Genomic DNA, 15,699 nt, shown 5'->3' on the forward strand with positions numbered 1-15,699 from the left:
GTGTAATGATCATGAAACGTTGGTATGTTTTGCAGGTTTATCCTGGTTATGAAGAGCGCGTGAAAAAAGAGATCCAATCGTTGATTGCAAAAGAGGCTCTGGATGATGACTTTGGGCAAATTCTTGTGCCTTCTGCCAAGTTGAAGCCGCTTTTTGATGGTGCTATGGATAAGGGGTTTCAAGAGCAGCAGCTGTTTCCTGGATACGTGTTAGTAGAGATGGAAATGAGTGTTCGTACGATGAGTGCCTCTCTTGCAAGTCCGCGTGCCGTCAGGTTTTTGGGCGGAGATCAACCGGTGCCAATGTCAAATCAAGAAGTAAGCCGTGTAGTATCGCAAATGAAGGGTGAGATTGCTATTGTTCAGGAAAAAGAAGAGTTTGTCGTTGGACAGGAAGTAGAGATAAAAGACGGGCCGTTTGCGGGTTTTGTTGGAGTTATTGACAAAACAGATAAGCATAATGAGCGATTAATTGTTATGGTGAGTATTTTTGGTAGAATGACTCCTGTTGAACTTGCATTTGATCAGGTCAAGTAGGGGGTTAAAGGTAGGTTGTTATGGCTAAAAAAATTAAAGTTCAGATAAGATTGCTTTTGCCTGGCGGTGCTGCAACTCCTGCAACAAAAGCAGGCCCCGCACTTGGTCAGCATAAAGTCAATATAATGGAGTTTTGTAAGCAGTTTAACGCAAGGACCGCGGATCGTAAAGGTCAAGTTGTGCCTGTTAATATTGTGGTGTATGAGGATCTGAGTTTTGAATTTGAAGCAAAGACTCCTCCTGCGTCTGAGCTTATTAAAAAGAAGGCGAATGTGACTAAGGGTGCTTCTAAGCCTCACGAGCAAAAGGTAGGCAAGATTAGTTGGAAGGATGCGGAAGAGATTGCGCGTATAAAAATGGCCGATCTTAATGCACATTCAATTGAAGCTGCTCGTACCATGATTGCCGGAAGTGCAAGGAGCATGGGAATAGATGTAGTTGATTAATTAATGTTGGGGAAACGTTATGGCAAGAGGTGGAAAAAACCATCGTAAGATTGCGAATATAGTGCCGGCAGGAACTATATTAAGTGTAAAAGGGGCCCTTGAGAAGGTAAAGTCCCTTGCGTATGCAAAGTTTGATGAATCGGTTGATTTAGATGTTGTTTTGGGTATAGATGCATCAAAAGGTGATCAGGCGATACGTTCTGCTGTTCAGTTGCCGCATGGGAATGGTAAAAAGATGCGTGTTGTTGTTTTTGCAAAAGGTGATTATGCAGAAGCTGCAAAACAGGCAGGCGCAGATTTTGTTGGGTCTCAGGACCTGGTAGATAAAGTCCTTACAGGTTGGGTTGATTTTGAAGTTGCGATTGCTACTCCTGATATGATGGGTCTTGTAGGTCAGTTAGGTAAGATCCTTGGTTCTCGTGGGCTTTTGCCAAATAAAAAGGATGACACTGTCACATTTGATGTTGCTGCTGCGGTTAAAAGTTTTAAAGCTGGAAGAGCACGCTTTAAAAATGATAAACAGGGCAATGTGCATTTTTCGATCGGCAAGGTTTCGTTTACTGCTGATCGTTTATATGATAATTTTGTTTCCTTTGTGCGAGCGCTTGTACAAGCTAAGCCCGTTGCTGCAAAGGGAAAGTTTTTAAAGAAAGTGACTGTGACTTCAACCATGGGTGTTGGCCTATCTGTAAACCTTGAAGAAGTGAGCGCACTACTATAGGAAAGGATTGACATGAAAAAACATGAAAAAATTCAAGTAGTCAATCTGCTTCGTGGAGAATTTGATGCTACTGAAGCCGCTTTTCTTGTTAACTTTAAAGGATTAACGGTTAAACAGATGCAAGCCTTAAGAAAAGAGTTGCGTCATGATGGTGGTTCTTTGAGGGTTTCTAAGGCGCGTTTGATAAAACGTGCAGTAGGTGATCTGGAAGGTGGTCAGCAGTTTGTTCCTTATTTAAAAGAGCAGGTTGCGGTTGTTTTTGCTCAGAAAGATTTTCCAGCAGTTGCAAAAGTTTTGCATGGCTTTTCAAAAAAACATGAAGCATTGCAGTTAGTTGCCGGTCTTTTGGAGGCTAAAGTTGTAGATAAAAAAGCGATTGTTCGCATTGCTGATTTGCCAACAAAAGAGGTGCTTATTGCACAACTTTGTGGTCTATTGAATGCACCTGCAGGCAGAATGGCTTCTTTGTTACACAAGCTTATTGCGAGATTGTTATATGTGCTCAAAACTATTTCCGAGCAAAATGCTGGGTGATTTCGAGCAAAGTGATTTTATAAAGTGTTGTTAAGTTGTTTGTTGTTTTTTAACTGAAAGTGTGGAGGCCTCAATGGCAGCAAAGCATGAAAAATTAGTAGAAGAAATAAAAGGTCTTACTTTATTAGAAGTAAGTGATTTGGTGAAGGCTTTGGAAGAAGCTTTTGGTGTTTCGGCGGCTATGCCAACTGCGGCTGTAGCAGCAGTTACAGCTTCAGCGCCGGCAGCAGCGGCAGAGGCTGAAAAAGCAAATTACAAAGTAACGTTACAAGCAGCTGGTGCCGAACCAATCAAAGTTATTAAGGCTGTTAAGGCTTTGATGCCTAGCCTTAATTTGGTTGAAGCAAAAGCGAAAGTAGAAGGCGCGCCTACAGTTCTTGCTGATTCAGTAGCAAAAGATGATGCTATGAAGATGAAAAAAGAGCTTGAAGCTGCGGGTGCTAAAGTAGAACTAGCGTAATTTGTGCAGTAAAACGGGGTCAGTGTTATTTTGCGCACTGGCCTTTTGCGCATAGTAAATGGTTAGTGGCTTGTTTGCGTAGTGCAAAAATCTGGTTGTAAGGAGCTTGTGAATGTCTATTGTCAGCGTTGGTACTGTTCGTAAGGTATTTGGGAAAATAAAAGATGTGGTACCTATACCAAATTTGGTTGAGATACAGTCATCATCTTTCAATGATTTTGTTCAATTGGATATGCTTCCTGAGGAGCGTGCAAATATAGGACTTGAAAAGGTTTTGCGTGATATTTTTCCTATAGATTATGAGGACAAGCTTTCTTTGCAATATGTGAGCTATGAACTTGGTACGTGGGCATGTGCATGCGGTAAACTATCTGGACTAGTTGCGCGTTATCAATGGCAATGTCAGCAGTGTGATGCGACAGGGGTGTCACGTTTAAAATCTCGAACGTGTCCTCAGTGTCAAAAAAAAGGTGCTTTTTACAAGCATTGTGTTGATTGTTTGACAAGGGTTGTGGTTAAATTGCCTATGACTGTTGATGAGTGCAGAATCAGTGGGCAGACCTTCAGTATGCCGCTTAAAGTAAAAATGCAGTTAATTTCTTGGGATATACAGCCAGATAGTTCGAAAAAGATTCATGATATTAAAGAACAGGATATATTTTTTGTAGATCTTCCTGTAATGGTTGACTTGTATCAAGAAGATGGCGTCTTTAAGCTAGGTAATTTTGGTACATTTCTTATTAATGGTATTGACAGAGTTGTGGTAAGTCAGCTCCATCGTTCACCTGGAGTAGTTTTTTCTCAAAGTAAAAAGATCAAAGATTATCGTGGTAAGCCCTATTATTTAGCACGGCTTATTCCTATGCGTGGTTCTTGGATGGATTTTGAGTTTGATAGCAATGATCTGTTGTACGTTAGAATAGATAAAAAAAAGAAAATGTTAGTTACAACATTTTTACAAGCTTTGGGTTTGAGTAGGCAGGATATTGTAAAGCAGTTTTATAAGTTTGATACCCTTTCTGTTAAAAAAGGTGAATATCAGCGGATTATTGATGACACTGTTATTGGCCAACGCATAGAAAAAGGTATGTTGCCTGCTGTGCATGAAAAAGATTTTATTGGACAACGTATCTCACTGCAGATGCTTGCAAAGCTTAAAAAATTGGATATTTCGCACTTTGTAATTCGTGAAAATAGTTTATTAAATCGTGTTGTAGCTCAGGATTTTATTAACACTACTACCGGAGAAATTATTTTTGAACAGGGCGAGGTTATTACTGAGTCTCATCTGGAGAAAATGAGGGTTATCGGTGATGGTAAATTGGTCCTTATTCAGTCTTCTGGGTATGTATTCCAACCAGTGATTGCGCTTACCCTGACCCAAGATAAGTGTATGAACTATGAGGATGCGTTGAAAGAGGTGCATGCAAAACTATGGCCTGGCGATAGTGCTTCTGTTAGAGAAATAAAAGAACGACTTGATAATCTGTTTTTTAATAGTCGCTTTTATGATCTTACTAAAGTTGGTCGTATGCGTATTAATCGTAAATTTGGTCTTACGACTTCTGCTGACCAGCTCGCCCTTACCAAAGAGGATATTTTTGCAACTATTGCTTATTTAGTTAATTTACGAGAAAAAGGTGAAGGTGTTTTGGATGATATAGACCACCTTGGCAATCGTCGTGTTCGCCTGGTTGGTGAGCTACTATTTAACCAGATGTATTTAGGATTTATGCGTGTTGAACGAATAGTGCGTGAACGATTTCGCATACAAGAGGCACATAATGCGTTAATGCCACAGGATCTTCTGAACGTTAAACCGATAAGTGCGGTTCATAGAGAATTTTTTGGTTCTGGCCAGCTATCACAGTTTAATGATCAGACAAATCCTTTATCTGATATTGCACATAAAACTAGACTTTCAGCGCTCGGGCCCGGCGGCGTGATGAAGGATCGTGCAACCTTTGAAGTTCGCGATGTTCATACATCACATTATGGCCGTATCTGTCCAATTAAAACTCCTGAAGGACAGACAGTAGGGTTGATTTCATCTTTTTCAATTTATGCAACGGTCAATGAGTATGGTTTTATAGAGACTCCATACAGAGCTGTAAAAAATAAGAAGGTTCAGGATGAAGTTGTGTATTTTGATGCGTTTGAGGAATCTGAAAAGTATATTGCCCAGGCTGATGCGATTGACTCTGTAACTGGTGGTTTTATGGGAGACAAAGTCCCTGCTCGTTATGAGGGAGATTTTGTAGCAGTTGAAGCAGATAAGATTTCTTATGTTGATTTGTCACCTAAGCAGTTAGTTTCTGTTTCTGCAGCGCTCATACCGTTTTTAGAACATGACGATGCGGTACGTGCTTTAATGGGTTCGAACATGCAGCAGCAGGCTGTGCCCTTGATTAAACCTGAAGCACCCATTGTTGGTACTGGAGTTGAAGTTGAAATAGTTAAGGCTTCGGGTGCTGTCTTGACGGCAAAAAGAGCTGGTGTTGTTGATTATGTTTCATCCAGTAAAATTGTTATCAGAGCAACGCTTGATCAGTTTGATAGCTCAGAGGATTGGATTGCTTCTGCGATAGATACCTATCATTTGAAAAAATTTCAACGCTCAAGTTATAGTACCTGGATTCATCATGAACCGATTGTCAAGGTTGGCGATCATGTTGAAGTTGGTGATATTTTAACAAATGGCTCTGCCGTTAAAAATGGTGAGTTAGCATTAGGCAAAAACTTACTTGTAGCATTTATGCCTTGGAATGGATTTAACTTTGAAGATGCTATTGTGGTAAGTAGAAGACTTGTTTCTGATGATGTGTTTACTTCTGTCCATATCGATGAGTATCTTGTAGATTCGCGAGACACAAAGCTTGGTCCCGAAGAGATTACCAGAGATATACCGAATGTGAGTGAAAATTTACTTACTGGTTTAGATGAAGATGGCATTGTAAGAATTGGAACTCGCGTAAAAGCAGGGGATATCCTTGTAGGTAAGGTAACGCTTAAGGGAGATATACAGTATTCTCCTGAGGAAAAGCTTTTGCGTGCTATTTTTGGGGAAAAGTCTCGTGAGGTGCGTGATACTTCTTTGCGTGTTCCGCCTGGGGTTGAGGGCACTGTGGTTGACGTTAAGATTTTTGCGCGAGGCGGTGTTCGAAGAAGTAAGCGTTATAAGCAAGAGGTTGAGCAGCAGATTGTTGAGTTTGATAGTGATTATAGACATCATGTTAAGTTTTTAACTTTAGCGGTCAAAGATAAAATTGTTGATTTATTACAGGGGCAAACGGGAACCATAGGTGCTCAGAAAGAACTGGTAGTATTTGGCCAAGAAATGCTTGCTCAGATGTCTTTAGATGATCTATCTCGTTTAAAAGTTAAAAGTAAAACTTTAAATGAACAAGTAAAACGATTAAAGGTTGCATATGATACGCAGCTACGTGTCTTGCAAGGATTAAAAGAAGAACGTATCAATAAAATGAAACGTGGAGATACTTTGCCGTCCGGTGTCATTAAAATGGTTAAAGTATACATTGCAATGAAGCGTCATATTGCAGTTGGAGATAAAATCGCTGGTCGTCATGGTAACAAAGGTGTTGTTTCTGTATTAGTACCAAGAGAAGATATGCCGTATACGGAAGATGGGACACCGATCGATGTTGTCTTGAATCCATTGGGTATTCCTTCACGTATGAACGTTGGACAGATCTTAGAAACACTACTTGGATTAGCGGGTAGGAATTATGCCTTGGATATTGAGCAGGCGATGCAGGCTGGATATGAGGATATTAAAAAATCTTTATCAGATATCTATGGTGCCGAGTTAATTGAAAATTATGAACGCAAATATAGCCAAGAAGGGATTAAGGAGCTTGCAACTCGTACTGCAAAAGAGGGCGTGTTATTTAAAACACCTGTTTTTGATAGTGCTGATTATCAGACAGATGTTGCTCCGTTATTAAAAGGTCTGAAGTTGCCTGCTGCTGGATCGTTCAAATTAAGAGATGGACGTACAGGAGAATACTTTGATCAGCCGGTCACGGTTGGTGTGTTATATATGATTAAACTTAATCATATGGTTGATGACAAGTTGCATGCCCGCTCTGTTGGGCCATATTCCCTTGTAACACAGCAGCCGCTCGGAGGTAAAGCCAAACAGGGTGGACAAAGGTTTGGTGAGATGGAAGTGTGGGCACTTGAGGCGTATGGTGCAGCTTATACATTAAGAGAAATGTTAACATACAAATCCGATGATGTAACGGGAAGGCATAAGGTATATCAAGCTATAGTGAATAAAGAAAATATTCCAGCACCAGGGGTTCCGGAATCCTTTAATGTTTTAATTAAAGAGTTGCAAAGCTTGGGGCTTCAGGTTGATCTTCTTAAAGTTGGCAAGGAGGACGTTGTTGAATAATCAGATAGAACGGTTCAAAGAGTATTTAAGTATTAGTCGTTTTAATGCAATTAAAATCAGTGTTGCTTCGCCTGAAAAAATAAAATCACTCTCCTATGGTGAAGTTAAAAAAATTGAAACAATTAACTATCGAACACTCAAGCCTGAACGAGATGGTTTGTTTTGTGCCAGAATTTTTGGTCCTGTGAAGGATTGGGAATGTAATTGTGGTAAATATAAAAGAATGAAGCATCGTGGGGTTACGTGCGAAAAATGTGGTGTAGAGGTTATTCAGGCTCGGGTTCGTAGAGAACGAATGGGACATGTCGAACTTGTTGCTCCGGTAGTACATATCTGGTACTTGAAAGGTATTCCGAGTTATTTGAGTCTTATTTTAGACATGGCTGTTAAAGACCTTGAAAGAGTAGTCTATTTTGATGCATACATGGTTATTAGACAGGGGCTTTCTCCTTATTCTCCTCGAACGTTATTAACGACGACAGAGTTTTTAGATTATATAGAATCAAAACCGGAAGATCTTGATTTTTATGCAGAAACTGGTGCCGAAGCGGTATTGCAGATTTTGCATAATTTTGATCTGACGCTTGAAATTTCACATATTAAAAAGCAGTATTCTGCAACTACGTCTGCTGCTGTGCGTCATCGTTTTATTCGGCGAATGAAGGTTTTAAATAACCTTATGCAAAGTAATATTCGGCCTGATTGGATGGTAATGAAGGTGTTGCCGGTATTACCTCCAGATTTAAGGCCTCTTGTGCCATTAGAAGGTGGAAGGTTCGCAAGTTCAGATCTGAATGAGTTGTATCGACGTGTTTTGAATAGAAATATTCGGTTGCAACGTTTAATTGAAATCGAAGCCCCTTCAGTTATTATTAAAAATGAAAAACGAATGTTGCAGGAGTCTGTTGATGCTCTTATTGATAATGGTCGACGTGGTCAATATGTCCGGGGATCGAATAAGCGTCCATTGAAATCTTTGAGTGAAATGTTGAGGGGTAAACAGGGTCGATTTCGACAAAATCTTTTAGGTCGACGTGTAGACTATTCGGGACGTTCAGTTATTGTTGTTGATCCTGAATTGAAGCTTGATCAATGTGGATTGCCAAAAATGATGGCTCTTGAGCTGTTTAAACCTTATGTTTATGCAGGTTTAATGGAACATGAAACAGTACCGAATATGCGTGTTGCGCGTAGGTTGGTGGATGAGCTCGATCCGTTAGTTTGGGATGTGCTCGAAGAAGTGGTTCATGATCGTCCCATTATTTTAAACCGTGCTCCTACTTTGCATCGTTTGGGGATACAGGCTTTTTATCCTCTATTGGTTGACGGCAAAGCGATCAAAATTCATCCACTGGTGTGTCAGGCGTTTAATGCTGACTTTGATGGTGACCAGATGGCTGTTCATATTCCTTTGAGTAAAAATGCTCAGGCAGAATGTAAAAATCTTATTTTGTCTTCGCGTAATATTTTATCTCCTGCGAATGGTAAACCGCTTACGTGTCCGTCACAAGACATGGTTTTAGGCCTTTATTACATTACTAAAGTTCGCATGGGTGCAAAGGGTCAGGACGCTGTTTTTCCATCAGTTGACAACGTGATTTCCGCATATCAATGTGGTGCAGTTGACCTGCATGCAAGTGTTAAGGTTCGACTTATGTCTGGCGAAATTGTTTCCACGACAGTTGGGCGGGTTATTCTGTATGATGCGTTGCCTGTAGGATCAGATTTTGCTTGGATCAATAAGGTTATGAATAAGAGCGATTTGGCCAAAATGGTTGAGAGAGTTTATTATCGTTTTGAACATAAAGAAGCAGTTGAGACGTTAGATAAAATCAAAAAGCTTGGTTTTTCTTATGCTACGCGTGCAGGGATTTCTATTTCGATTGAAAATTTAATTATACCTGAAGAAAAAGATCGTATTATTCAGCATGCCTTTGCCGAAGTTGAACGTGTTGAAAAATTGTATATGGATGGTGTTATTACAAATGGTGAGCGGCGTAGTAAGGTAATTAGTATCTGGTTTCATGCGACAGCTGAAGTTGCAACGGCAATGTATAAAAAATTTGAAGAGGAAGATAAGCAGGCTTTTAACAATGGAGATCGTGCCTTTAAACCATTTAATCCGATCTTTATGATGTTGGATTCTGGGGCTCGGGGTACCAAAGATCAGGTGAAACAGCTTGTTGGTATGCGTGGTGCGATGGCTAAACCGAATGGTGAAGTTATTGAAACACCTGTCTGCTCTAATTTTAAAGAAGGACTTAAAGTTTTTGAATATTTTACTTCTACTCATGGTGCTCGTAAAGGTCAGTCTGACGTTGCGTTAAAAACTGCTAACTCCGGTTATTTGACCCGTCGTCTGGTTGATGTAGCACATGATGTAGTGATTACTGCTGAAGATTGTCAAACACTTGGTTATGTTGAAATGGAAGATTTGAAAGATGCTGGTGATATTATTTGTCCATTAGCAGAACGGGTGTTTGGACGCGTTGTTGCTGCAGATGTGAAGGATGTCATTACTGGTGATATAGTTTTAACACAAGGATCAGTGATTACCAGAGATGACCTGCCGAGAATTTTTGCTTCTGCTGTATCAAAGATTCCTGTTCGTTCTGTGTTGACGTGTCAAGCTAAGCGTGGTATTTGTGCGCGGTGTTATGGTTATGATCTTTCAAAGAGTGCTTTGGTTGAGATTGGTACGCCGGTCGGAGTTATTGCTGCTCAATCAATTGGTGAACCTGGAACTCAGTTGACTATGAGAACCTTCCATATTGGTGGTACTGCAAGTGGCTTGGGAGAACAGTCGTTTTTTGTTGCGAAAAATGATGGCGTTGTATTATGGAAAGGTATCCGGGTTATTAAGGATCTTGAAGGTAACAGTAAGGTAGTAAGTCGGCGTGCACGAATTGCCATTATTTCAAAAGATGGACGTGAGTTACAACAGAATAGTGTTGAGTATGGCTCGGTAATTTACGTACAAAATGGTCAAGAAATTACTGCTGGAACAAAGTTGGTTGAATGGGATCCGAATAATACAGTATTGCTTACCGAGACAGCTGGTTATGTAAGTTTTATTGATCTTCATGAAAACATTACCTTTCAAGAGCGGTTTGATGAAGCCACTAAAAAATCGGATTTTGTGCTTTTGGAAACACGTGGAGAAAAGTATCAACCCGCATGTGCAATTATGAATGAACAACAGGAGGAGATCGGTAGAGTATTTTTACCTGCCGGGTCACGTCTAAGCATTGTAAATGGTCAGTATGTTAATGTGGGTGATATCCTTGTAAAGATGCCACGTGAGGCAGCAAAAACGAAAGATATTACCGGTGGGTTGCCACGTATTTCTGAGTTGTTTGAAGCTCGTGCTCCAAAGGATCCTGCAGTGATTGCTGATATTGATGGACAGATTGTTATTGGCGGTATTCATAGGGGGTATCGAAAAGTAAGTATTGTCTCTGGCGCAGAAACACGTGAATATTTAATTCCACGAGGTAAGCAGTTGAGTGTTGTGGATGGTGAAACAGTTGCTGTTGGTGACTTTTTGACATCCGGTTTACCTGTTTTACAGGATATTTTGCAGATTTTAGGACCGGATGTGGCGCAAAAATATCTGGTTGATCAGATTGAACAGATATATCGACTGCAGGGTGTGAGTATTAATGCAAAGCATTACGAATTGATTGTCCGTCAAATGACTCGTAAAGTTCGTATCGTTGAGCGTGGAGACAGTGATTTTATGATCGGTGATCGTATTGATCGTGTTCATTTCCAGATGGTTAATAGTGCATTGCGAGCAGAAGGTAAAAAGGTTGCTGTTGCAAGACCTGTGGTGCAGGGATTAATTCATGCTTCTCTTGGAACAGAAAGTTTTATATCAGCGGCGTCTTTCCAAGAAACTACTGGTATTTTGACCGCGGGAGCAATTGCAGGACAAATTGATTATTTATATGGTTTAAAAGAGAACGTTATTGTTGGTAAGGTAATACCTGCCGGAACCGGTGTGGGTTCTTTTAAGCAAAAGTATCTTGGATCCAATGATGATAGTAATTAAGAGTATTTTTGGTATAATTAGTACATAGAATATAATTAAAATTTTTAAGGCGCGTAGCTCAGAGGAAGAGCATTGCTTTGACGTAGCAAGGGCCAGCGGTTCGAATCCGCTCGCGCCTACCAAAAATTAGAATTTATAAAATATTTTTAATCAAGGTAGTTTCAATATGCTAAAGAATGAAAAACAAGGATTGATTGCGGAATATGCTAAACATGCTCAAGATAGTGGTTCTAGTGCTGTGCAGATTGCAATTATTACAAAAAGAATTGTTGAGTTAACTGAGCATTGTAAAAAGCATAAAAAGGATTTCAGCACAAAGCGTGGCTTACAAAAACTGGTTGCGCAGCGTAGAAGTTTATTAACATACGTTGCACGAAAAAATAGTGTTGAATATAAAACTTTGTTGCAAAAACTTGGTATCAGAAGATAGAAAATAGATAGTAGAAAGGCAGTGGGTTTGCTAAATGGTCAAAGTATTTAAATGTGAAGAATATGGGTTTGAAGTAGAGATAGGCAAAGTTGCATTACAAGCTAATGGTGCAGTCTGGTTCAAGCAGGGTGGCACTATCTTATTAGCAACCGCTACAAGCGCTGCTTCTGAAGATTTTCCTGGTTTTTTTCCGTTGACGGTAGATTACAAAGAGTATCAGTCAGCGGCAGGTAAAATTCCTGGAGGATTTTTTAAGCGTGAAGGAAAGTCAACTGATCGTGAAGTTTTGACAAGCAGATTGATTGATCGTGCGCTTAGACCATTGTTTCCATCAACTTATTTTGAGCAGGTGCAGGTTTTGGCAACGGTGTATTCTGTTGATCGAGACCATATGCCTAACACTGTCTCTTTGCTTGCCTGTTCTTTAGCGTTAACCATTTCTGATATTCCATTTTTAGAACCGGTAGGTGTTGTTGAACTTGGTAGAGTGAATGGTGAGTGGATTATTAATCCAACATACAAAGATTTTCTACTTTCTGATGTGCGTTTAGTGGTTGCAGGCACAAAGGAAGGTATCTGTATGGTTGAGGGCTCACTGAATGAGGTATCTGAAAAAGATTTCTTGGATATGTTGTTTAAGGCTCATGAAGTCATTAAAAAACTTGTTGTATGGCAGGAAGATATTGCAAGAGCATTAGGCAAAGAAAAAAGAGCGATTGAAGATCGATATCAGTGGTCAAAATGGACTGCTCTCATAGAAGCATTTTTGACCGAAGATAAGGTCCAAAATGCTTATAAAGAAGACAAATTAGAACGTCAAAAATATTTTGATCTGCTTCGATCAGAATTTACTGCATTGCATGAGACAGCAATGGAAGAACAAGGCGTTCCTACTTCTGTTATAGATTATATATTTGACACAGTGTTTAAAGATCAGTTGACTGAGCTTGTTTTTGTCAATGGTAAACGTATTGATGGAAGAAAGTTTGATGCAATTAGACCAATTTCTGTAGAAGTTGGTTTGTTACCGTTTACACATGGGTCTGCACTGTTTACTCGTGGAAGAACACAGGCATTGGTTAGTGTTACCTTGGGTACTGGTGATGACGAGCAGAGGATAGAAAGCTTAATGCAACAGGGACTGGATGAAGATGGTTCGTTTATATTGCATTATAATTTCTTACCATTTTCGACCGGTGAAGTAAAAAGTTTGCGTGGACCTGGAAGGCGAGAAGTTGGACATGGTCATTTGGCGGCGTCTGCGATTAAATATCAAAAGCCTAGCAAAGAAGCGTTTCCTTATGTTATTCGTGTTGTCTCAGATATTTTAGAGTCTGATGGATCTTCCTCAATGGCAACGGCTTGTGGTGCAATTATGGCACTTATGAATGCTGGTGTTCCTGTTAAAAAAATGATTTCAGGCATCGCAATGGGCCTTTTGAAACGTAAGAATGGTGAGTTCTGTGTATTGTCTGATATTTCTGGTATTGAAGATGCGTTTGGATTGATGGATTTTAAAGTTGTTGGTACTAATGATGGTGTTACGGCGATTCAGATGGATATCAAATATAAAGGCGGTCTAACGCGTGAGATATTTGAACAAGCATTGAAGCAGGCTCGGGATGGTCGCATACATATCATGAATGAAATGAAAAAAGTGATAACTGAGCCAAGCAAAGAGCTGTCATATTTAGTTCCAAAAGTACATGTTGTAAAAATTAATACTGACAAAATTGGTGCCGTTATTGGTGGTGGCGGCAAAACAATCCGTGAAATTATTGATCAGACTGGTACTGCAATTGATATTGAAGATGATGGAACGGTTAAAATTTTTGGTGGACCGGACGCAAAGTTAGATGTTGCAATCAGATGGGTCAAAACGCTTGCGGGACAGATTACTCGTGGTGATACGTTTGAAGGAAAGATCAGGCGTTTTGCAGAGTTTGGGATGTTTGTTGAGCTTGTTCCAGGCCTCGATGGGTTAGTGCATCTGTCGAATATGCCAAAACCGGTTCAAAAAACGTTTGCAAAAGAATATCGCATTGAAGATCGTGTGAAAGTTGAAGTCTTAGAGCATGATGAAAGTAATGGTCGAGTAAGCTTGCGTTTATTGAGTGCTCCTGTGCAGATTGAAGCGGCATAAGACGTTGGAGGTTTTTCCGTGGTTTTGACAGCAAAAGAGAATCTGGCGATACGCCCTTTCTCATTGGAATATGATTTTATTACGACAGTGCCTGCGGCTGTTTTGATAAGGCTTGGTAAAACGAAAGTATTAGTTACTGTTTCCTTGCAAAAAGGTGTGCCACAGTTTTTGAAAAACAGTGGACAGGGGTGGTTGACAGCTGAGTATTCGATGTTGCCACATGCGACAACTGTGCGATCAGCTCGTGAAACCGCGAATGGTCAAAAAAATGGTCGTTCAGTTGAAATTTCTCGTTTAATTGGCAGAGTACTTCGCGCAGTAGTTGATACGGATTTTGGTGAACAAACATTATATATAGACTGCGAGGTCTTGGAAGCTGATGGAGGGACCAGGGCGGCGGCAATTATTGCTGCGTCAGTGGCCCTTGAGCGTGCACAATCGGTTTTGCTTGACATGCGTAAAATTAAAAAACCATTTTTAAAAGAGCGGGTTGTTGCTATTTCAGTTGGAATAGTGAATAATACGATTGTCATTGATCCTACGTTTGAAGACGACCAAAGATTGCACGCTGATTTTAATATTATTTTGACAGAGTCAGGTAATTTACTTGAACTGCATGGTGGAGCAGAAAAGGGATCTGTGTCATGGTCAGTAATCGAACAAGCAAAAGAGATTGCCTTGCAGAATGCAAGCATGATTTTTGCAAAAATAAGATCTGATAGCATGGGACATGACGCGGGCGGCGCAGGGCAAGCGAATGATCAAAAAAAGAGTGCGCCTTCAGTTATGAGTAAAGAATTGAGTTCTGTAAAATATTCAGCAGAACAGAGTGAACGTTTTGGTTTGTTTTCTTTAAAAAATAGGTTGGACGTTGCAAGTAAGGTAACAAAGTAGGAAGTATTATGTTACGTTCTACGGTTACTACCCAGTTGCCACAATGGTTTTTAAAATTACAGCAAGACTTTTCAATTGATTTTGGAAAGTCTTGCTGTTTTATTGGATCTGCACATACCAGTTCATTGTATCTCAGTCATTTTTTAAAAACGCAGCGATCTGTCCAAACAGTTAATCTTGAACAGTCTGGAACAATTCCATTACCGTGCATGCTTCAGGATCTTTTGCTGACAAGTTTTTTGGGGCAGTCGTGTATTTATGTTATTAAAACGCATTTTGATCTGTTGAGTGATAAAGAGGCAGAAAAAATAGTTTCTTTTTTAACATCCTACAGAGGTCCACATTCTGTTATCTATTTTATTTCACCAGAAAAGTTAAAAACGGTAACAAAAAAAACCGTAGAAGGGGCGGTTGTCATTCCAGATGAGCTGTCTGTTGCACAACTCTGTGATATGTTATTGCATTCTACCGTTTCACCTGCGTTAGTGACAAGTTTTTCAAAAGAGCTTGCCAGAAACGAGACCGTATCAATACAGATTTTTTTTAGTTTACAGATGTATAGTTCTGTTTTAAGTAAAACGGTAGTCGGCGATTTTGTATCCGTCTATTTTCCGTTATTTATTTCTCAGCCCCATTCTTTGTTTGAATTAAGTAGAAAACTTTTTTCTAAAGATAAAACATTTTTCAAAGATTGGATGCTACTGTGGCCAAAATTTCAACCTGTTTTCTGGACATCGTTCTGGACTGATCTGTTTAACCGAGCAGCATTGTACTGTTTATACAGAAAAGAGCTTCAGTCGCATGATATGCAGGTAGTTGCAAAAGGGCTGCCATTCTCATTTCTCAAAAAAGAATGGAGTTTGTATGAACCAGTCCGTTTGGCCTCATATGCAAAAGCGTTCTATGAATATGATATTGCATTAAAAAGTGAAGCGGTGCAAAAGCCATTGGACGTTTTATTCATCGATTTTTTTGAAAATAGAATAAAATAGGGAAAGGCAAGTTAAAAACTGCCTTTCCCTATTTTACTCTATTTTGTGGTAGTGTGTTGATTATTAGAACAG

General features: G+C 39.8%; 11 protein-coding genes and 1 tRNA gene. All 12 read left to right on the top strand.

Annotated features, from left to right (window positions below; all coding sequences use genetic code 11):
• Positions 1 to 11: 11 nt before the first annotated feature.
• The 12 genes from nusG to IPG37_00495 all read left to right on the top strand — a co-directional run bounded on the left by nusG (position 12) and on the right by IPG37_00495 (position 15,627).
• On the top strand, positions 12 to 536 hold the full coding sequence (gene nusG / locus IPG37_00440; protein ID QQR53885.1) for a transcription termination/antitermination factor NusG: 525 nt from the start codon (positions 12 to 14) through the stop codon (positions 534 to 536).
• A 20-nt stretch (positions 537 to 556) separates the two neighbouring features.
• Complete coding sequence (rplK, locus tag IPG37_00445) at positions 557 to 982, top strand: 50S ribosomal protein L11 (GenBank protein QQR53886.1); 426 nt, start codon at positions 557 to 559, stop codon at positions 980 to 982.
• Between the two features lie 19 nt (positions 983 to 1,001).
• Positions 1,002 to 1,703, top strand: coding sequence for a 50S ribosomal protein L1 (locus IPG37_00450; GenBank protein ID QQR53887.1), 702 nt, complete (start codon positions 1,002 to 1,004; stop codon positions 1,701 to 1,703).
• A gap of 12 nt (positions 1,704 to 1,715) precedes the next feature.
• Positions 1,716 to 2,237 (top strand): 50S ribosomal protein L10, encoded by a 522-nt coding sequence (locus tag IPG37_00455; protein ID QQR53888.1) that lies wholly within the window; start codon positions 1,716 to 1,718, stop codon positions 2,235 to 2,237.
• Positions 2,238 to 2,310: 73 nt separating this feature from the next.
• The gene (gene rplL, locus IPG37_00460) at positions 2,311 to 2,697 is read left to right on the top strand and encodes a 50S ribosomal protein L7/L12 (GenBank protein QQR53889.1); all 387 of its coding nucleotides are present in this window, start codon (positions 2,311 to 2,313) and stop codon (positions 2,695 to 2,697) included.
• Between the two features lie 112 nt (positions 2,698 to 2,809).
• The gene (gene rpoB, locus IPG37_00465) at positions 2,810 to 7,114 is read left to right on the top strand and encodes a DNA-directed RNA polymerase subunit beta (protein QQR53890.1); all 4,305 of its coding nucleotides are present in this window, start codon (positions 2,810 to 2,812) and stop codon (positions 7,112 to 7,114) included.
• Complete coding sequence (rpoC, locus tag IPG37_00470) at positions 7,107 to 11,168, top strand: DNA-directed RNA polymerase subunit beta' (protein QQR53891.1); 4,062 nt, start codon at positions 7,107 to 7,109, stop codon at positions 11,166 to 11,168. The genes rpoB and rpoC overlap by 8 nt, the downstream gene beginning before the upstream one ends.
• A gap of 47 nt (positions 11,169 to 11,215) precedes the next feature.
• Positions 11,216 to 11,290, top strand: a tRNA-Val gene (locus tag IPG37_00475).
• Between the two features lie 44 nt (positions 11,291 to 11,334).
• Positions 11,335 to 11,598, top strand: coding sequence for a 30S ribosomal protein S15 (gene rpsO, locus IPG37_00480; protein QQR53892.1), 264 nt, complete (start codon positions 11,335 to 11,337; stop codon positions 11,596 to 11,598).
• Positions 11,599 to 11,632: 34 nt separating this feature from the next.
• Positions 11,633 to 13,741: a polyribonucleotide nucleotidyltransferase gene (pnp, locus tag IPG37_00485; GenBank protein QQR53893.1), complete on the top strand. Its 2,109-nt coding sequence runs from the start codon at positions 11,633 to 11,635 to the stop codon at positions 13,739 to 13,741.
• An 18-nt stretch (positions 13,742 to 13,759) separates the two neighbouring features.
• A complete protein-coding gene (gene rph, locus IPG37_00490) occupies positions 13,760 to 14,635 on the top strand; it encodes a ribonuclease PH (protein QQR53894.1) in 876 nt (291 codons plus the stop codon).
• Positions 14,636 to 14,643: 8 nt separating this feature from the next.
• Complete coding sequence (locus IPG37_00495) at positions 14,644 to 15,627, top strand: hypothetical protein (protein ID QQR53895.1); 984 nt, start codon at positions 14,644 to 14,646, stop codon at positions 15,625 to 15,627.
• Positions 15,628 to 15,699: the final 72 nt, after the last annotated feature.

The sequence above is a fragment of the bacterium genome (assembly GCA_016699125.1).
Taxonomy (GTDB): Bacteria; Babelota; Babeliae; order Babelales; family Vermiphilaceae; genus AWTP1-30.